Raw genomic sequence first — 21,213 nt, forward strand, 5'->3', positions numbered from 1 at the left:
TTCCATTCTTTAAACTCTCTCTATTGTTTAAAGAATCTTTGACCATAATCTATCATAATGTTTCGTAAAAATTCAGGTAAAATATATTGTTTTTTTGCATATTTAAAACTTGGATAAAAATAACCAAATGTAAACAGATCCAATGTGACCAGTTTATAAATGTGATTTTGATTGGCTAGCTTACCATTAATTAATAATTGCCGATTTTCATTCATGGAAAATCCATATGTCAATATTTTTCCAAAAATGACGCCTCTAAACCCTAATCCTTTTAGTTCGATATAGGGCCATTCTTCATTTTTGGATTGCATATAAATTTCTTTCATTTCAGCAACGGATAATTCAATTGTACATAAATTAATGGGATGTGGGAAAATTCGGTGCAAATCTAAGGCAGTCACTATTCCCTTAGGAAGACCATCTAAAAATATCCCTGCATTGAATAATGCACAGTCGGCACCACTTTTCTCCAAAATTGCATGTGCAAATAAATCAGATAGCTGTGAATAATGGAACCATTCCTTGTTGTAGGCTTTCTTTGTTGTAAAAACTGGAGTATCCAAAATTCTGTTACCCTCATCCTCCAAAAACTGCACCATGTTTTGTTCATTCTTAACAATTGGCAAATCCTTATTATGAATTAAAGTATCCTTTTTTTCAACAATTTTCCTCAATTTTTTATCATATTCTATGATAAGATGTCCAGTATATTGGCCAAACTTACCTCCACCTGTCAGTAAAACCCCATTAACCACTTTGCCCTCTGGTAGGACATGATGCGTATGAGAGCCGAATATAACATCAATTTCTGGACACTCGTCCGCTAAGAGTTCATCCTCTGTAATGCCTAAATGGGATAAGCATACAACAATGTCTACTTCTTCACGTAGTTGATGCGCTAAACGTAGCAATGTACTACGAGCGTCGTCCATATGCCAATTTAATTCTTCATAATATACTTCAAACATGGCCGTGGCTGCAATGACACCCAGCTTCGTACCCGTTGCTGTTGTTAATATTACATAGGGTTTCATCCATGCTGGCTTCTTCCCATGGGAGGCATATACATTTGCCACAACAACATCAAAATTAGCATTGTCATACAAGTGAAAGAGTTCTTCATGAGATAATGTAATGCCTTCATTGTTGCCGATTGTCACCACATCGTAACCTGCTTCATTGAGCAATCGCACATTGCCTTTCCCAACTGTTGCTTCTGTATAAATGTTGGAACGATCTAAATGATCTCCAACATCAAACAAATAGCTTGTTTCCCCGATATTCGCCAGATTATTTCTTTTCTCTTTCACATAGCTTTGCATTCGTGGCCAATACTTAAAATGACTATGCAAATCATTTGTGTGAAAAATATGGATCTTTTCAAGCATTAAAGCCACCTCACTTCAAATTAAGCTAATATGCCTTCTATAATAGATCGAATTCCTAATAATAATAGAATAATCCTTAAAGCTAGTACAAGTGTATCGGATTTAATTTTTTTATTTAACGCAGCACCTAGCTTTGCACCCAAGTAAGCACCTGGGATCACTGGGATTGTATAGAGCCAAGGGACATGTCCTAACGCAATATGGCTTGCGGAATTAACGATGGACGTTAAAAATACCATAAACATCGATGTTGCCACAGCGACATGTGGTGGGAATAAGAATAAAATAATCATTGCTGGCACAATCATGGAGCCGCCACCTATTCCAAATAACCCGGAAGCAAAGCCAATACCAAATGTTAATGTAATGGCAAACCAAATGGGATAGCCATATACATAGGTTTTTCCCTCAGAGTCAGTAAATTCTTGCTGCATACCATTTTTTACAAACCATTTTACAGGCTTCAGTTTGTCACGCACAAGCAAAATAATCGATAAAATAATAAGTAAAATACCAAAATATAAATTGAAGGATGGTAAATCTAACCCTTTATTGACCCATGCGCCAAGAATCGTTCCAGGGATACTTCCAATAAAGAATATAAAACCACTTTTATAATCCACCGTTTTAGATTTCATATAGCTTAGTGTGGAGGCAAGTCCCGTGAAAATCATCATCACAACTGATAAACCGACTACTTTTTGTGGTGTAATATCTGGGATCATTCCTAAATTTAAGCCGATGTATAATGTTGCTGGTACTAATACTACACCACCACCTAGCCCAACTAATGAGCCAATTAGACCAGCTAGCAATGCAATGATGACTAATAAAATAAACTCCATTATAGTTCCCCTTCAAACATGTTTAATTGTTTAGGTGCCAACCCGACATCGTTAATATTCAACATACCTTGTAGCTCCTTTGCGTTTTTCGCTGCATGATTACCTGAATTATTATTAAATAAAACGAAGAGTTCATTGACCTCTGTTTCAAGCTTTTTCATGCTATCCCCAAGCTGCTGTAATTCTTCTTTATTATAATCATATAAGAAGCGAACTTTACGCCAATTTTCTGCATTTCCTGTGTTCCGCCATCCATGTATATTGCGACCATGGAGACGAATCAACGCTTTATTTGCAGTCACTACAGGATAGAAAGGAACAGATCCTACACCAGCCTGTGGTTCATCACAAATCGTATGGATAAATTGTTGTTCTCGTAAGAAATCTATCGTTTGCTTGACAACATTTTCTGCATACCATGTTTGATTTCGAAACTCAATCGCTACTTCAAAATCCTTTAACTGTTGTCGGATATACAATAAATATTGCACATTTTTTCCTTGGCAATCAAACCATGGTGGAAATTGTGCTAATACCATGGCTAGCTTTCCATAACGTTTAAATTCATTGGCACATTCAATAAATGCATTGAACATATCATTTTTGGATTCAAAGGGAATCTCTCCACGTAAATGCCCCGTCATGCCTTGGTAAGCTTTCACAACAAAACGGAAGTTTTCAGGTGTATCCTCACACCATTTGCGAACATGCTCTTTGGCTGGTATAGCATAAAAAGAAGTATCTACTTCAACCGTTAAAAAATGACCTGTGTAATCAAATAATTTATCCTTTGAAGTAGTCACTCCACTATAAAGTGAAGGGTGATCGCCCCAACCAGTTAATCCTACTACAATCATGTGACATCCTCCTCTATGTACATAATCATAGCACACAGTATGTCACTACAAATAAACATCATGTAAAAAATATACCTTGTTTTGTCTAAACTAATAGCAGATTGAGCATCTACTTAATTTTGCAAAAGAAAAAGCATGCGTCCATATTCCATTGAACTCATGCTACTTTAACAGGCTACATTTATTTCACAAGATTTTGCTGAATCGCCTCTAAAAACTTAATCCGGCTGTATGCAGGGCCGCCTTCCATTAATGGATCTAATACATTAACAAATACTTGGTCATTTTTAAATGCATTAATGTTTTGGATGATTGGATTCTTTTTAAAGTCTTCTAAAGCATTCGGCGCATCCGCATTTTCTTCTGTTGAAAACTGCACAAATAAATAATCAGGATTCATATCTGCAAGTTGCTCAACAGAAATGGCCTCTTGAGATTTAGCTTTAGCAACTTCATCAGGTACTGCTAAACCAAGCTCTCCATAAAGAACAGCATTTAAAAATACTTCTTTTGGATAAACATACGCTTGTCCTCCACGAATACGAATAGCCGCCACTTTTTGGTCTTGTAGTTTTTCAGTTAACGTGGATTTAGCAGCTTCAATATCAGCCTTATATCTAGATAATATCTTCTCAGCAGCTGCTTGCTTACCAGTTAGTTCAGCTAGTAAATTCAAATTAGATTCCCAGTTCGTCGAAATATGTGAAACCAAAATTGTAGGGGCAATTTTCTCTAATTTACTTTGCACCTCTTCTGGGAACTTTGTCGACCCTAAAATGACATCTGGATTTAATTCTAATTGCTATGTAGCTAATAAATAAAAACTTTTTTTCATTTACATATTCACCTTTGAATGATGATTGTTATGATCATTAACTATCTCATCTGGTTTTATTGAAGTACCGAACATCTTCTAGATTTATCAACCCCTTTTTTAATTGATATTGATTTTCATTATCATTTTAGTATGTAATCTTAAAAAAATCCAGTACTATTTCGATATATTATAAATATCCACTTTCATTCTCAAGTAAAAACACAAAACAAAAAACCCCTAGTCACAATGTATGTTGTGACTAGGGGTGGCTAATAAATTAACCGATAGAACCTTCCATCTCAAATTTAATCAGACGGTTCATTTCTACTGCGTATTCCATTGGTAGTTCTTTTGTGAATGGCTCGATGAAGCCCATTACGATCATTTCTGTTGCTTCTTCTTCGGAAATTCCGCGAGACATTAAATAGAATAATTGTTCTTCAGATACTTTTGAAACTTTTGCTTCGTGCTCTAAAGATACATTATCATTAAAGATCTCGTTATAAGGAATTGTATCAGAAGTCGATTGATTATCCATAATCAGCGTATCACATTCGATGTTAGCACGTGCACCACTTGCTTTAGGACCGAAACGAACTTGTCCCATATACGTTACCTTACCACCTTGTTTAGCAATCGATTTAGAAACGATTGTTGAAGATGTGTTCGGTGCCATATGGATCATTTTTGCGCCAGCATGTTGGTGTTGTCCTTTACCTGCTAATGCAATCGATAATGTCATACCACGAGCACCTTCACCTTTTAGGATACATGCTGGATATTTCATTGTTAATTTAGAACCGATGTTACCATCAATCCATTCCATTGTACCGTTTTCTTCTACAACTGTACGTTTCGTTACAAGATTGTAAACATTGTTCGCCCAGTTTTGAATTGTTGTATAACGGCAATATGCATCTTTACGTACAACGATTTCTACAACTGCTGAGTGTAAAGAGTTTGTTGTGTAAACAGGAGCTGTACAACCTTCAACATAGTGTACGTGAGCGCCTTCATCTACAATAATAAGTGTACGTTCGAATTGACCCATATTTTCTGAGTTAATACGGAAGTAAGCTTGTAACGGTGTTTCTACTTTAACACCTGGTGGCACATAAATAAATGATCCACCTGACCATACTGCTGAGTTTAAAGCAGCAAATTTATTGTCTGTGTAAGGAATCACTTTGCCCCAATATTGTTTAAAAATATCTTCGTTTTCACGTAGAGCAGAGTCAGTATCTTTGAACACAATACCAAGATCTTCAAGGTCTTTTTTCATGTTGTGATAAACTACCTCAGACTCATATTGTGCAGATACACCTGCAAGATATTTTTGTTCTGCTTCTGGGATACCTAATTTATCAAAAGTTGCTTTGATTTCATCAGGTACTTCATCCCATGATTTTTGAGTAGCTTCTGATGGTTTTACATAGTACGTAATTTCATCAAAATCTAAATCTCCAAGATCGCCACCCCATTGTGGCATCGGTTTTGTATAAAATGTTTCAAGAGCTTTTAAACGGTATTCTAGCATCCATTCTGGCTCTTGTTTCATATTTGAAATTTCACGGACGATTTCTTCAGTTAAACCGCGTTTTGAACGGAAAATTGATACGTCCTTGTCATGGAAACCGTATTTGTAATCGCCGATATCAGGCATTTTTTTAGCCATCGTTTCTCCTCCGTTCATTGAGATGTATTTTTCTAGATAATCATCCCTTGCTTTGAGTGAAGCCATAGTAGCTTTCACTCAAGAACAAGGAAGTAAGATTTATTTCACACCTTTTTCCATTGCTTTCCAAGCCAATGTTGCACATTTAATTCGTGCTGGGAATTGTGAAACACCTTGCAGTGCCTCAACATCCTCAAGGTCATATTTATCACTGTACTCTTCACCCATCATCATTTTAGAAAAAATATCAGAAAGCTCAATAGCTTCTTCTACTTTCTTTCCTTTGATGAGCTGTGTCATCATTGATGCAGAGGACATAGAAATAGAACAGCCTTCACCATCAAATTTTGCATCCTCTACAACACCGTCTGTCACTTTCAATGTTAAGTGAATACGGTCGCCACAAGTCGGATTGTTCATATCGATCGTTACAGCATTCTCTTCTAAAGATCCTTTATTACGAGGATTCTTATAGTGATCCATAATGACTGAACGATATAGTTGATCTAAATTATTAAAAGACATCGCCAAAATACTCCTTCGCAGAACGTAACCCTGCAACTAAACGGTCAATATCCTCCTCTGTATTGTACAGATAGAAGCTTGCTCGTGCTGTCGCTACTTGCTGAAGACATTTCATTAGTGGCTGTGCACAATGGTGTCCAGCACGAACAGCAATACCGTTCATATCAAGCACCGTTGCCACATCATGTGGATGTACATCATCTAGATTAAATGTCACTAATCCACAACGCTTCATAGGGTCACGTGGGCCGAAAATTTTCAAACCGTCAATTGTCTCAAGTTGATCCATTGCGTAGCCTGCAAGCTTATGCTCATGCTCTAGAATGTTATCTAACCCGATATCAGTTAAGAAATCTATAGCGGCTCCTAAACCTATTGCACCTGCAATAATAGGCGTTCCACCTTCAAATTTCCACGGTAATTCCTTCCACGTTGACTCATAAAGCCCAACAAAATCAATCATTTCGCCACCAAATTCAATTGGCTCCATCTTTTCAAGGTGTTCCTTTTTACCATATAGTACACCTATTCCAGTTGGTCCGCACATTTTATGCCCTGAGAAACCTAAGAAATCTACATCCAAATCTTGCACATCAATTTTCATATGTGGCGCAGCTTGTGCACCATCGGCTACCATGACAGCACCATTAGCATGTGCAATTTGAGCAATTTCTTTAATTGGATTTATTGTTCCAAGTACGTTTGATGCCATAGACACCGAAACAATTTTAGTTTTAGGTGTGACTGTCGCACGTACTTTCTCTAGGCTAAGAGTGCCGTCAGCTTCAAGCTCAATGTATTTTAAAGTTGCATTTTTTTCTTTGGCTAATTGTTGCCAAGGAATAATATTGGAATGATGCTCCATATGAGTAATGACTATTTCATCACCCTCGACAACATTTGCACGTCCATAACTTGTCGCAACTGTATTTAAAGCGGTTGTTGTACCACGCGTAAAAATAATTTCCTGTGTTGATTGTGCATTAATAAACTTACGAACCTTTTCACGAGCACCTTCATATTTATCTGTTGCACGGTTTCCTAGTGTATGCACCCCACGGTGAACATTGGAATTATCAAATTCATAATAAGCTTTAATGGCTTCAATCACTTGAACAGGCTTCTGAGACGTCGCTGCACTATCAAGATATACAAGTCTATGACCATTTACATCCTGATTTAAAATTGGGAAATAGCTTTTAATGTCTTTATTCATCATTAGCGAACTTTCCTTTCAATAACCTCCGTCAGTTGCTTTTGAACGCCTTCAATTGGTAATTGCGTAACAACTGGCGCAAGGAATCCATGGATAACAAGGCGCTCTGCTTCTGTTTTCGAGATACCACGGCTCATTAAATAGTAAAGCTGTAATGGATCTACTCGACCAACAGATGCTGCGTGTCCTGCTGTTACATCATCTTCGTCAATTAATAAAATTGGGTTTGCATCCCCACGGGCTTTTTCTGACAGCATTAGTACACGTGATTCTTGCTGTGCATCTGCTTTTGTTGCACCATGCTCGATATAGCCAATACCATTAAAGATAGATTGAGCTGCATCTTTCATGACACCATGTTTTAAGATATGCCCGTTTGAGTTTTTACCCCAGTGACGAACCTCTGTAGTGAAGTTAAGTTTTTGTTCTCCACGACCAACAACTACTGTTTTTGTATCTGCATGAGAACCGTCACCAATTAGATGAGTAATATTTTCTGAGATTGTATCTGAGTCATTCATTAAACCAAGAGCCCAATCTACTTTTGCGTCACGTGCTAAACGTGCACGACGATTTACATAAGTCGTAAAGCCTTTTGCAAGGACATCTACTGCACCATATGTCACCTGTGCATTATCTTGAACAACGACTTCCGCAATAATATTTGCTTGCCCTTTTGCCTCTTCAACTGTTGAAACATAAGTTTCCACATATGTTACTGCTGAATTCGCTTCTGCTACTACTAAAACATGGTTATATAATGAAGCTTCCGCATTGTCATTAAGGAAAACAACTTGAAGTGGTTGCTCAATGATCACGTTTTTTGGTACGTATACAAACACTCCACCATTAACAAGTGCTGTATGAAGTGCTGTTAACTTATGCTCATCTACTTTAACAGCTTCTGTCATAAAGTATTTTTGTACAAGTTCGCCATGTTCACGAACTGCTGTGAAAATATCAGTAAAAATAACACCTTTATCAGCAAGTTCTTGTGATGCCTTAATATATGCTGGTGTATTATTACGTTGAATATATAGGTTTTCTTGTGCTTCAAGGTCAATTAAACCTTTTGCTTCTTCAGGTAGAGCATCCAATGAAGGGAATGCCTCACTATGAACTGCCAACGCTGGGAAGTTCATGAAATCCCATTTTGTAATATTCGTTCTATCTGGTTTTGGCAAATCTAAACCAGTTACTTTGTCTAGTGCTGCCGCGCGAAGTTCTGTAAACCAAGTAGGTTCACCATTTGCTTCTGAGAACGAGCGCACGTCCTGTACTGTTACAGGCAAGTTAAGTTCCACTGTCATGCTAGTTCGTCCTCCTTCTTATGCTTCTTGTTCTTCTGTTTCTTCTTCGATTCCTAATTCTTTTTTAATCCAGTCATAACCTTCTGCTTCTAAGCGTTGTGCAAGCTCTGCACCACCTGATTTCACAACACGTCCTTGCATCATTACGTGTACATGGTCTGGTGTAATGTAGTTAAGAAGACGTTGATAGTGTGTAATCATTAAGCAGCCAAAGCCTTCACCGCGCATTGCGTTGATTCCTTTAGATACTACTTTAAGAGCATCAATATCAAGACCAGAGTCAATTTCGTCTAAAATAGCGATCGTTGGTTTAATCATCATTAATTGAAGAATTTCATTACGTTTTTTCTCACCGCCAGAGAAACCTTCATTTAAATAACGTTGTGCCATATCTTCGTTCATTTCAAGGAATTCCATGTTTTTATCTAATTCGCGGATAAATTTCATTAATGAAATTTCATCGCCTTCTTCACGACGCGCGTTAATTGCTGAACGTAGGAAATCAGCATTTGTAACACCAGCAATTTCAGAAGGATATTGCATAGCTAGGAATAAACCAGCTTGAGCACGCTCGTCTACTTCCATCTCAAGTACATCTTCGCCATCAAGCTCAACAGTACCTGAAGTTACTTCATATTTTGGATGACCCATAATAGCAGAAGCTAGTGTTGATTTACCAGTTCCGTTTGGTCCCATAATTGCGTGAATTTCGTTTGTATTAATTGTTAGATTTACGCCTTTTAAAATCTCTTTTCCGTCGATAGCAACGTGAAGATCTTTAATAACTAAAGTTGACATGAAAATACCTCCATAGTGTTCAGTGAATGGGTCAACCATTCCTTAATTATCATCATTCTAATCTTAACTGAAAATCGTTCTCTATGCAAACCATTTCAATTACTTTCCTATTCCTTAAATAAAATCTTTAAAAATAAAGACTTTGTAAGCATTTTCAGATTATTACTACTTCACCTAAACAATGAGAATAGACTTTCTTCATTTTCAATAAAATATCGCTAATTGAGAATTGATTTCATCTAGCTACATAGTGAAAACCTCGAGAAAAGTGCTAATTGTAGAGGTTTTGTGACAAATTAGCATAAACAACATATCTATACTATAACCTATTTCATTAAGATGGAATCAATTTAAGTTCATATTGGAAGAAAGAAATTTTGCTATAAAAATTAATGGATTGTATCCTCAAAAAAGTAAATTTAGGTAAATGAAAAGACAGAAACGTAGATTGTATCCAACATTTCTGCCATTTCTCCATTAATTTAGATGATATGCCCATAAATATCCTTTTGATTCCAGTAAAAAAGCATCTGACTCTGAGGTAGAAGTGATAACAATTGCATCATTTGTCTTCAGCTCATAGCCCTCATTCACGCGTTCTATTTGAATAGGTAAACCTAGCTCTATAAAAAGCTGACGTAGACGGTAAATCGTATTATAAAGATTAGCTAACGCTTTTTTCTCATCTATATTAGGCCAAATATCATCTAAAATACGATACTTCGATACTACGATGCCTTCATGGACTAATAAATAATAAAATAGCTCCTCCATAACCTTTGTTCGCCATTTAATAGCTTTGTCATGTATCCTTGTTCCAACCTCACCTTTTAAACTAACTACCAACTTCGTAGTGTTTCGCTGTGTTTGACGCCCATAATATTTTGTAAGTCTTTCATTTACTTGTAGTACAATACTTGGTGTCATGGGCTTTAATACATAATCTAATGCTTGTACTCGAAAAGCATCAACAGCATATTTTGCATAGGCTGTTGAAAAAATAATAGGGACATCAATGCCTTCTTCTACTAAAATAGCCGCAAGCTCTAATCCATTCATCTTAGGCATTTCTATATCTAAAATTAGCGCATCATATTCACCCTTAATGGACAAAATTTGAGTTATTGCTTCTAAAGGTGATGTAAAGGTGGCAATAACTTGAAAAAGTCCCTCTTTTTCAAGTAATAGCTTGTGCAAATCTAAAATTGGCTGTTCATCCTCTACCATAATAATTTTCCACATGTTGAAGCTCCTTTAAAGGTTGTATAAATATCATTGTTGTACCTTCATCTTTTTTAGAAGTAATAGAAAGAGTAGCACTCGGCATTTCTTTTACTCGACGTAGAACATTAGTAAATCCGATGCCATTTGAAAATATATTTTCTCCATTGTTTAAAGCTTTTACCTGTTCCTCAGTCATACCAACGCCATCATCTCTCACTTGAATGCTAAGATTATTTTGCCGCCTTTTAATTTCAATAAAGACTGTCCCATTTCCATCCTTTTCAAAAATCCCATGACGAATTGCATTTTCAACCAAAGGCTGTATCAGTAAACTTGGAATTTCTACCTTGGCAACATCTAATGTCTCTTCTACTGTCAAAATAACCGTTAACTTATCACCAAAGCGTGCTTGTTCAATCTCTACATAGGCATGTATAATTTCAAGCTCTTTCTCTAACGTTGCGCGTTGTCCATCCTTACCTGATTCTAATATATAACGTAAATAGGTAGAAAGCATCGTTAATAAATGCCCTGCTCGCTCCCCGTCTGTATAACAAAATGAAATAATACTGCTGAGTGCATTGTATAAAAAATGAGGATTGATTTGTGCCTGTAGAAAAGCCATTTCATGCTGTATCGCTTTGCCCATAGCCTCTTTCGTTAATGCTATAGCCGATAAACGCGAAAGTAACATTTCTTTTGTAGCTGGCTTACGGATATAATCATTGGCCCCTGATTCCAGGATAAGTGAAATATTCGTTGGATATTCATTAGCTACTAACATAATAATCGGTAAATCTATATAGCTATAATACTGACGTATATATTTGGTTAGGGCAATGCCCCCCATTCCAGGCATCACTTCATCTATTAATAAAAAATCAGGTCTTTTTTGCTGAATAATGCTGAGTGCCTCCTCAGGACAATGCACTACCTCTATCGCATATTGGCCTTGTAGTAATGTTTGTAAAACCTCTGCATGAATGACATCATCCTCAACTATGAGTAATCTTGGCAAATTTTCATTGAACAGTGGCTGATCATTCGTAATGATAAACTTCTCATTGTCTTTTAGCACTTGCTCGTAGCCCCCAAATGGCAAGGTGATGATAAATCGAATGCCATTTTGTAATAAATCTATCGAATATGTACCACCCATCTGCTCAATGATGGCTTTCCCTATCGACTGTCCTGTCTCATCTGCTGCTTTTTGCTGTATAGGCTCAGGGCCAGCTCCTTCTACCAAGAGCCTTACGTCTGTATTAAGATGTAAAACAGTTAGGATCACATCCCCATTCCCAGCGTGAGCAATAGCTGTTTCAAGTACCCTGTATAAGATTTGTCCTACACGCTGCTCATCAGCTTGAACTAATAATTTCGGATTCATGTGCTTGTATAAACGAATATGCGTTTTTTTTATTTTCTTTTCGTGCATAGTTAGTACATGCTGAATAATCATTTGCATATTAACTGGATGTACATCTATTTTGAAATCCTGAAATCTTATTCTAGTAAAATCTTTTAAGTCATTTACTAGATATAATAAGCGTTCTAATTGTTGTTCTAGTAGTTGTTGCTTATCCGTCATAGATTGATTGGATAAGGATTTTATTATATTTAATGCATGATAAAGAGGTTGTTCTAATTCATTTGTTGTCACTTCTAAAAAGGAATCCTTACCGATTGTCGCCTTTTCTAGACGTTGACTATATAATTCAGCGTCTCTTGTTCGATTAATTAGTCGCATTGCCAAATAAATATTCATACATACTACAAAGAATAGCAGACCAATACGATTAAAAACATTTCGTCCAGAGAAAAAAGCTGATCAAAGGTTCCACTTATGCTAAAAATTAATAGAGATATAATTGTGGCACTTAATATTATCAGTTCATTTTTCGGAACATGAGCACTTTTCGTCATGATCAAATACAATAATCGTCCTATTATAAAAAATGCTAGGAAATTTATATAGGTAAAAAATATATATTGTAGCTCTGATAAGGATCTTGCTGGTAAAAGCAGTGTTCCAACACCATATAATAGTAGTGGTGACACAAATAATAAAGCTGTCCTACGCTTCATCATAGCTGTTACCGTATAGGCAAAGAACAGGAATAGCATCACTGCATTTATATACGTTATAAAATCTTGCAAACGAAAATAAAATTCAAATTCTATAGTAGGAAACTCTCTATAAAGAGTTCGTTCGCCTCTTGTACATACCAAAATTGCCAACGTAAAAAAATACATTGCACTATAAAAAAACGCTTTGTCTCTTATTCTTAATAAATACAAACTAAAATGAAAGATTGAAAATATTAATAACATGATAATCGTTGTTTTTTCTAAGTACACATCTTGAATGACATCTTTTGCTAGAGCATCCGCATCTCCAATATCTATAGGAAATATAATGCCATGCCTTGCATTATAAAAATCTGCAACTTGTATTGTTAGGATCACCGAATCTGAAGAAGGTGAAAAATACACTTCATAAACAGGATTACTTGGTTCTGATGCTTCTCGAGCAGTAGCAAGTTTACCATAGGAGGCAGCGATCTCATTATTTATAAAAAGTCGATGAGATGACCAAATATTTCGTACCCGAATACCTATTTTTTTGAAATGAGGTGGTAGCTTAATTTTAAGTTGATAAGTACCATACTCTGCATCGGCCTGCCATGGTCCAGGAACCTTTTCAATGGGAGCATGATCAGGAAAATTAGCAGGTTCAAGAAATTTATTGCCTATAAAACGCCATTCTCCAGACAATGCTACAATCTCTTCCTCTTTTGTTATTTCCGATAAATCTAATTGACCATCCACTGCCTGTAACTTAGTATTGCTTGTATCTTGATCGTTAAAAATTAAATAAGTTAGCATCGTGATGGCTACTAAAATAAATAACCAACTTAAACTTTTTTTTATCATGAATCCCACCTCCTCCTCATCTTACAATAGCAAACTCTCAAATATCTAACAGCTTATAATTTTTATTTTGACATGAACAGTCATTTTTCATCTTAAATAATATATAATTAAGGTATAATCAATCTTATTTTTAGATTAATAGAGGTGAAATGTTAGTGGAGTTACGTCAATTACGCTATTTTGTAGAGGTTGCTGAACGTGAGCATATTTCAGAGGCAGCTGAGCATCTTCATGTAGCCCAATCTGCCATTAGTCGGCAAATCGCAAATCTTGAAGATGAGTTAGGCACCCCGTTATTTGAACGAGTGGGACGAAATGTCAAATTAACACCAATAGGGAAGACATTTCTTGAACATACCATTACGGCATTAAAGGCCATCGATTTTGCAGCAAAGCAAATAGAAGAATATCTTGATCCTGCAAAGGGCTCAATTAAAATCGGCTTTCCAACAAGTTTAGCTAGCTATGTTCTGCCAACCGTTATTTCTGCCTTTAAACGCGAATATCCTGATTTACAATTTCAACTACGTCAAGGGTCTTATCGATTTTTGATTGATGCAGTCAAAAATCGGGAGTTGAACCTCGCCTTTTTGGGACCCCTGCCCCCGAAGGACGAATCCATCCAATCAACCATTCTGTTTACTGAAAATATTGCTGCTCTTTTACCAGCCAATCATCCATTAGCTAAAAGAGAAAGCATACAGCTTGCAGAGTTGAGAAATGATCTATTTGTATTATTTCCAGATGGTTACATTTTGCATAAGGTAGCAATGGATGCTTGTCGAGCTGCAGGCTTTTTACCAAATGTCATTTCAGAGGGAGAAGATTTGGATGCACTAAAGGGCTTAGTCGCAGCTGGCATAGGTGTTAGTCTATTACCAGAGAGCTCTCTTTATGATTCAGCAGCTCGCTTTACCATTAAGGTCCCTATCGAATCTCCAACAATACCTAGAACAGTTGGTATTATTTCACCAGTTAATCGAGAAATCGCACCTTCAGAAGCTATATTTTTAGACTTTGTGAAAAACTTCTTTTCTCGCCTATCCCAATTTCAATAAAAAAGAGCTAAGGGTAGAAGAATCAACCCTTAGCTCCTTTAATATGATTTAAATAATTTTTGTAAAATATAATAGGATTGTTTTAATCGCTCTTCATATTTTGGAACTTGCCATGTTTCCCATGTATAAGCAGACAGTGGTGGTAAAATACCATTAGTAGCTGCTGGCATAGATTGAACAACGTTGTTCTCTTTATCTACAAATAAAGCACCTATATAAATATTGTCTACTTTAACGGCCGCTTTATCGCCATCTTTATACAGGTTACCTATAAACTCACGCTGACTCGGATCTTTAGCTTGAATCAATAGCCAAGGGATGCGAAGTTCGATAACATTGTCATCGGTCCAAGTATAATCAACTAAAGAATCATAATCTTTTGCTTCTGGATTAGCATTTCCTTGAAGTAATTTCCCAGTTTCGTAGATACTAAAATCAGTCGTTCTATTTTGCTCCGGTAAAAATAGTTTCTTATTTAACACATAATAAATAGGGGAGAACTTTCCACTATTTTCAATAGCATTAGCCATTCGGGGAGCAACTAAATTTAAACGGTGGCCATATAAATAATCATAGAAATCGTAGTATTCATCAATAACAACTCTAGATTGACCATTTTTATTGAGCTCAACTATAAAATCAACACCATTTGAAAACTTCATATTTTTTATTGATGTAGCAGACGTATTTCCTTGATCTGGTACAACATCTAATAAAATGCGAGGGGAGGTATTGGCTAACTCCTCACTTTTTAATTTAATGTACAAATAGCGCTCATCATAGTCTACTGCAAAATCTGTTGGATTGTTTGGTGCAGTATCATATAACTGTTTACCTGTCCATTCCGTTGTCTCTCCATCTACTTTTACCTTCAGTCTATCAAAGCTTAATAAACCAAACTGTTGCTCATTTGTTTGAGCATTGGACCAAAATGGTCGACGATTCGGATCATCATAATCCATCGTATTCCACGTTCGTTTAAACCACTCATCTTGCCATGTAAAAACAAGTCCTCCCATGAGCCCTTCATGCATAATATCCTCAAATAAATGTTGAAGTGTTTCTCCCTGTGCTTGTTCTGACATTTGCCCCTGATTCCAACCATATACATTATCATGTGTTTTCCCACGTGATGCTGGTATACCAAATTCCGCAATAAGAACAGGCATAGTATGAGCTTCATGGAGCTCATTTAAATAACCTGCATAGCTATTTTTGTTCCCTCGGAAATCGACATAATTTAAATAATCTTTATCGAAATTAAAGAAGTCAGGGTAGTAAGGATACACATGATAGGAAGCAAATTGTCCCGGCTCAGTCATCTCTCCTTTCGTATAAATAACATTTGGATTGACCCCTACTAAATCTTCTTCCTCAGATGGCTCTGACGGATGTTCAAGAATGTCAGTTGTGACCCAGTTCGTGAAACTCATTGGACGTAGCCAGTTATATTTTATCTTTTCATAAACTGACACAACATCCATTTGTTCTGCTAGCCAATGCTCAAATGGAGAGGCATTCTTGGTTTCAAAAAAAGTACCATTGTACTGACCAATATTTGCATGTTTTTCATTCGTTCCAGCAACCATGTGTGGATACCATTCAATTCCTAGTACCCATCCTATAACATATTTTGATACGTCTACATCATACAAGCCAGATGCATGTCCTGGTCGAGGCTCCACATAGATGTTTCCATGAATGACATCTACCATTCGTTTCATTTCTAATTGAAAATCTTTTAACGTTTCTTTATCATAGGCGTCCAATGAATTTGCTAAACCTTCTTCATTAATCCAAACCCCATGTAAAACATATAATGGGTTAGTTGAATGTTCTTCATTATATTTAGCAAGTGCTCTATAAAAGCCAGGTGGATGTAATGTATAGACTCGTATCGTATTGGCATTCATTTCTGCTATTTGTTTAAACCATCGATAATATTCCTCTTCTGTAATTGCTGCTTCTCCAGGAAAGGCGCCAGGTTTCCCCATTCCGATATTGACACCCTTAAATACGATTGGTTCCCATTTGCCATCTCTTAGCACTTCAAAAGATTGTCCCTGGATCCTTGCATTATAGTTTAACTTTTCATAATTTACTGTTTCCTGAACCTCTTTGTGCTCAAATGAATCAAATATTTTATGCATTACTGGGATGTAAATGGACCAATAAAACGAACTGTCCGCATACTTCTCAGCATATTTATAGATTGTAGGTAACCCTTTTATTTTATAAATATTCGGTACCCGTGCGATATCATTAAAATCTCCGGCAAAATAATAACTAGATGTGTAGCGCTTATCTTGACCTACAATTGCTGCAAATTGTTCTGGAATGCCATTAGCCTTTAACAGCTCTGTTCCTTTTTTTGTTAAATCCCATTTATAATTTGCAAGAGCATCTTCAGCATATTTAGGTGTAATAATATCAAACCAATAATCGTATTGCGCCCTTGCAGATGAATGAAAGAATTTTTCCCCATTTTTAGTAAACTGCACTTGAATGCCTTCAGATTTAACATGCCTGTCCATTTCTAGAACAAGGAGCTCCTCAGTTATTTCGTTAAATAGTAAAAAGCCGCCACCTTTATATGACCAATTATCGCCATGTTCATCGATAACCCATTGCGGTATTTCTAAGTTTTTATGATAATCAAGCTCATCGAAATAACGCCCAATCCAGCCAGACCATGTGATTCCTAAATAATCCTGTAATTCTTTACGAACTTCCCCTGATGTTGGTGAAGCAAACGTGTTATACTCAGCAATTAACATGCTCTTTTTTTTGCTGGCTAAGCGTTCGACGATTGCCTGCCATTCTTTTTGTTCAAGTCCTCCAACAATTTTTTCAGAACGCTCACCTAAACGTTTTGCTTGTTGTAAATCATCTTTATAAACTCCGTACGTATCTGCCAAATAAATGACATCATAGTCACTATAATCATTTGGCAAATTCTTTTCAACAACACTTTTAGTTTCATCATTTGGAACCGTACCATAGTAATCGCGTTCTACGTCATAAGGTTCATTATTTAATCTATATTTATAATGGTTTAAAAACCAATTCACCCCTAAGTGCTCTCGGTAAGATTCATTCGGAACCGTTTTATCTATAATGGCCACATTAAGCTGTTTTTCATCTTCTAAGTACCACCATGCAATAGGGATTATAATGAGGACTAGAACGACCATAACCCCTATATAGACTCGTTTCATACACTTTTCTCCTTTTCAGCAATGCCGACACGTTTCATATTACCCCAGTCACTTTTTCTTAAGACAAAACGAACTAATCCCTCACAGCGCCAGAATAATGTTAGTGGACGATACCAAAATATTTCTGTAAACGCTAAAAGAATCATGCGGAACAACTCTCGTTTTTTCGGATACGTATTCATACTCCATGATTCAAACAATACTGCCGCTATTGAAAAAATAACACCATAAATCACAAATAGTAATAGCAACATAAGAGCAACCTCATAATAAATTTTCCCTAAGAAAAAGGCTATGACAATATAAATATACCCACCTAACTCGACAAGAGGCCCTAGACATTCTACTAACCAAAAATACGGGAACGAAAGAAATCCAATCATGCCATATCTAGGATTCAAGGTCATTTTTTTATGCTTCCATAGACTTTCAAATAACCCTTGATGCCACCTTCTTCGTTGATTGCGCAGTACCCCTAATGTTTGAGGTGCTTCCGTCCAGCAAACTGGGTCAGGTACAAATTCAATACGTTTATTTTCCTTTTTTTCTTTTATAAGTCGATGAATATTCACTACAAGTTCCATATCTTCGCCAATAATATTGGTTGAATATCCACCTGCTTCAACAGCCCATTTTTTAGAGAAAACACTAAATGCTCCTGAAATAATAAGGACTAAATTGAATTTACTTAAAGCTATTCTCCCCATTAAAAATGCCCGCAAATATTCGATTACTTGCATGATTACTAAATAATTGCTAGGTAATTGAGTTTCATAAATAGAGCCAAACTGCATCTTTGCACCATTTGCAATACGAATATTCCCTCCTGCTGCAATGACCTCACCATCAGATAAAATGATAGGCTTCATCACCCGCAGTAAGGATTTTTCATCTAAAATGGAGTCCCCATCAATAGAGCAAAAATACGGATATTGAGAGACATTAATACCCACATTTAGCGCATCAGCCTTACCACCATTTTCTTTATCAACTAAAATACAATTTTTATAGATTTCAGATTCATATATTTGCTTAATGTCTTTTGTAGGGATGTTAGTTCGGACAATTTTATTGATTGGCTTCATTTGAAAATGTTCGATGACCGTTTGAAGGGTTTGATCTGTAGACCCATCGTTAATAATGATAATTTCAGTTTGAGGATAACGTAAATTCAATAATGAATAAACTGTATCTACAACCCCTACTTCTTCATTATAAGCAGGAACAAGTAACGACACGGGTTTTGAATAAAAGGCATCGATATGTGCATCATCATACTCTGATAGATCGAGACGATAGCGTTTTCTTAAATCCATCATAGCAATGATGAACATTGTACAATATGACACGATAACGAACAGCATATAAAATAAAATGATGCCCCCAAAAAACATCATGCAATAGTCAATTATTTTCATTTATTTCCCCTCTTTTCTTGCTGCAATTTCCTGAGCCATTTCAATTGCATATTGGTCATTTGAGGATTCAATGAATTGCTGTAATTTGGCTACACCTTGTCGATCTTCTACAATCGTTTTTGCCGCTTGGGAACGTACCCACCAATTCTCATCTTGAAGAAGCTGCTCTAAATAACTATAAGTGTAAGTTAGCGGTACATGCTTAAAAATTTTAGCAACCATTAACCTGGATTCCCACATTTCTGAAGTCACAAAAGGTATAAAGGGATCAATCTCATCAATAATACCAATTTCATAAAGCCCTTTTAATGCTCTGATGTTAATTTCCGGTGTATCATGATCTAATAATTTTTTTAATTCATCCAGATACTCCATCTTTCTTTTTACAGCAGCAGTATCAATAACAGCAAATTGCATATTGGCCGACAAACTATTAAAATCACGGATAAATCGAATGAATACATTATCATCTAATAATACAAATAGTCTTCTATATTCACTTTCAGCGTAATTTACATTGGAATTTTTTATTTTCTCCATAAATAAATCTGGTTGGAAAAGGGAGTAGATTTTTAATAACTGGAAATGTTCTTCATCTGTAATGTTATTTTTTTCGAATTCTTGGCACTTCGTTAGCAATTCATCTATTTGTAAGTCTGCAATTCGATAGAGGGCATTCATTCGAATACTCCATCGTCTACTTGATAAATCTTTTTCGTAGAATGCTTTTAAATATTGATTGGAGAATTGTTTAATTTTTAGTTCCACCTGTTCATTCCTTATATTCTTTAAATAGGATGAAAAAATTTTTTCAATAGCTTCTACTTGGGCACTTCCTCGAGGTACCAATACGATACTAAATAATGCGTTATTGAATAAGTAATCATACCAAAGTTGAGAATAATTTTGTAAATAACGGTCACGAACTTTTTCAAAATAGCTTTCACGCTGTCGCTGAACAAGTAAATACATTAAAAAGATAAAGAGCACAACTAATAAGAAGGAAATTATTGCAAAAAGCGTCGAAATAGTCAGCTTGATCATAGCCAAAACCTCGCAAACGTTCTTTTAATTTTGGCTTCTAGCAAACGTAAATTAAAAGGTTTGACAATATATTCATCAACACCGCCTTCATAAGCATTAAGCGCTGCCCCTTCAGAATTGCGTTCTGACATCATATAAATAATAAATTTCTTTTCATTGGGCATATGTCTTAAGATATGCAATATTTCTAGACCATTTTTTAGAGGTAAAATATCATTCATAAGAATTAGATGCATATGCCCTGATTTATAATCATCCGATTGCAAAAAGCTATAGCCATCCTCATAAACCTTCACATCTAAAGAAAAATAAGGGATATTTATTTGATTAAGCGTTGACTCTAATACTTGTCTAAAAATTGCGTTTTGCTCAATAATACTAACTTTCACTAATTCAGTTGGTTGCTCACAGTAATCCTTAACCTCTGCTATACTCCATATCAATTGCTCATCCCTTGATAACATCTGTTTATTTTTATTTAACAGCTCTTCAAAAATAACGTTATTATTTCTTATTTCTGTTATAGAGGCCTTTAATGTAATCTGTTGGAACTTCCGTTCTGCTTTTAAGATGGCAAATATTCGTTTTAAAAACGCCCTAGCTTCTACATCACTACTTTGTAAAAAGAAGATGCCCCAATGATCCCCATCGGCTAATTGAAAAAGCAAGTCTGTCTTGCGTATTTTTGATTGTAAAAACGAGGTAACTTGATCATTCACATTTTCATTTAGTGGTGTAGAATTAGCTGTTTTTAAAAAGACTGCTGTTATGGTAAGGCGTGATCTAATAACACTTTCTCGCCATATTTTAAAGTAACGTTCTACTTCATGTTCTTGCATGATGTCATGGGTGAATTTTATATCATTCATTAGAATCACTCCATCTA

The 21,213-nt window shown here is 35.9% G+C and carries 16 protein-coding genes and 1 pseudogene; 1 reads left to right on the forward strand and 16 read right to left on the reverse strand.

Annotation, left to right across the window (positions count from 1 at the left end; genetic code table 11):
* Positions 1-20: 20 nt before the first annotated feature.
* The 12 genes and pseudogenes from NP781_RS17225 to NP781_RS17280 all read right to left on the reverse strand — a co-directional run bounded on the left by NP781_RS17225 (position 21) and on the right by NP781_RS17280 (position 13,589).
* A complete protein-coding gene (locus tag NP781_RS17225; protein ID WP_257520424.1) occupies positions 21-1,388 on the reverse strand; it encodes a bifunctional metallophosphatase/5'-nucleotidase in 1,368 nt (455 codons plus the stop codon).
* Between the two features lie 20 nt (positions 1,389-1,408).
* Positions 1,409-2,233, reverse strand: a complete 825-nt coding sequence (locus tag NP781_RS17230) for a sulfite exporter TauE/SafE family protein (RefSeq protein ID WP_004228257.1) — start codon at positions 2,231-2,233, stop codon at positions 1,409-1,411.
* Entirely contained in the window at positions 2,233-3,090 is an 858-nt protein-coding gene (locus NP781_RS17235) for a DUF72 domain-containing protein (protein WP_004228255.1), read from the reverse strand. Before NP781_RS17235 ends, NP781_RS17230 begins: the two co-directional genes overlap by 1 nt.
* Positions 3,091-3,271: 181 nt before the next feature.
* Positions 3,272-3,889 (reverse strand): annotated as a pseudogene (locus NP781_RS17240) (ABC transporter substrate-binding protein); the annotation flags it as partial.
* Between the two features lie 295 nt (positions 3,890-4,184).
* Complete coding sequence (gene sufB, locus NP781_RS17245) at positions 4,185-5,582, reverse strand: Fe-S cluster assembly protein SufB (protein WP_016993620.1); 1,398 nt, start codon at positions 5,580-5,582, stop codon at positions 4,185-4,187.
* 99 nt (positions 5,583-5,681) lie between these two features.
* The gene (gene sufU, locus NP781_RS17250; RefSeq protein ID WP_221681269.1) at positions 5,682-6,107 is read right to left on the reverse strand and encodes a Fe-S cluster assembly sulfur transfer protein SufU; all 426 of its coding nucleotides are present in this window, start codon (positions 6,105-6,107) and stop codon (positions 5,682-5,684) included.
* Entirely contained in the window at positions 6,097-7,326 is a 1,230-nt protein-coding gene (locus NP781_RS17255; protein WP_048394396.1) for a cysteine desulfurase, read from the reverse strand. The genes sufU and NP781_RS17255 overlap by 11 nt, the downstream gene beginning before the upstream one ends.
* Positions 7,326-8,633: a Fe-S cluster assembly protein SufD gene (gene sufD / locus NP781_RS17260; protein ID WP_221681267.1), complete on the reverse strand. Its 1,308-nt coding sequence runs from the start codon at positions 8,631-8,633 to the stop codon at positions 7,326-7,328. The genes NP781_RS17255 and sufD overlap by 1 nt, the downstream gene beginning before the upstream one ends.
* Before the next feature lie 18 nt (positions 8,634-8,651).
* Positions 8,652-9,431 (reverse strand): Fe-S cluster assembly ATPase SufC, encoded by a 780-nt coding sequence (sufC, locus tag NP781_RS17265; protein ID WP_004228249.1) that lies wholly within the window; start codon positions 9,429-9,431, stop codon positions 8,652-8,654.
* Positions 9,432-9,908: 477 nt separating this feature from the next.
* Positions 9,909-10,673: a response regulator gene (locus NP781_RS17270; protein ID WP_221681266.1), complete on the reverse strand. Its 765-nt coding sequence runs from the start codon at positions 10,671-10,673 to the stop codon at positions 9,909-9,911.
* Entirely contained in the window at positions 10,645-12,420 is a 1,776-nt protein-coding gene (locus NP781_RS17275) for a histidine kinase (protein WP_257520425.1), read from the reverse strand. The genes NP781_RS17270 and NP781_RS17275 overlap by 29 nt, the downstream gene beginning before the upstream one ends.
* 5 nt (positions 12,421-12,425) lie before the next feature.
* Positions 12,426-13,589, reverse strand: a complete 1,164-nt coding sequence (locus NP781_RS17280) for a hypothetical protein (RefSeq protein ID WP_257520426.1) — start codon at positions 13,587-13,589, stop codon at positions 12,426-12,428.
* A 155-nt stretch (positions 13,590-13,744) separates the two neighbouring features.
* Here NP781_RS17280 and NP781_RS17285 point away from each other — a divergent pair, with 155 nt between their 5' ends.
* On the forward strand, positions 13,745-14,647 hold the full coding sequence (locus tag NP781_RS17285; protein WP_004228242.1) for a glutamate biosynthesis transcriptional regulator GltC: 903 nt from the start codon (positions 13,745-13,747) through the stop codon (positions 14,645-14,647).
* Positions 14,648-14,685: 38 nt separating this feature from the next.
* Here the strand turns inward: NP781_RS17285 and NP781_RS17290 are convergent, their stop codons facing one another.
* Genes NP781_RS17290 through NP781_RS17305 form a run of 4 tightly spaced genes read right to left on the reverse strand, consistent with a single transcriptional unit; the run spans position 14,686 to position 21,196 of the window.
* Positions 14,686-17,865: a hypothetical protein gene (locus tag NP781_RS17290; protein WP_257520427.1), complete on the reverse strand. Its 3,180-nt coding sequence runs from the start codon at positions 17,863-17,865 to the stop codon at positions 14,686-14,688.
* Positions 17,862-19,283: a glycosyltransferase family 2 protein gene (locus NP781_RS17295; protein WP_257520428.1), complete on the reverse strand. Its 1,422-nt coding sequence runs from the start codon at positions 19,281-19,283 to the stop codon at positions 17,862-17,864. The genes NP781_RS17290 and NP781_RS17295 overlap by 4 nt, the downstream gene beginning before the upstream one ends.
* Positions 19,284-20,327: a HEAT repeat domain-containing protein gene (locus NP781_RS17300; protein WP_257520430.1), complete on the reverse strand. Its 1,044-nt coding sequence runs from the start codon at positions 20,325-20,327 to the stop codon at positions 19,284-19,286.
* Complete coding sequence (locus NP781_RS17305; RefSeq protein ID WP_257520431.1) at positions 20,324-21,196, reverse strand: response regulator; 873 nt, start codon at positions 21,194-21,196, stop codon at positions 20,324-20,326. Before NP781_RS17305 ends, NP781_RS17300 begins: the two co-directional genes overlap by 4 nt.
* Positions 21,197-21,213: the final 17 nt, after the last annotated feature.

Source organism: Lysinibacillus sp. FN11, from assembly GCF_024628845.1.
Classification (GTDB): Bacteria; Bacillota; Bacilli; order Bacillales_A; family Planococcaceae; genus Lysinibacillus; species Lysinibacillus capsici.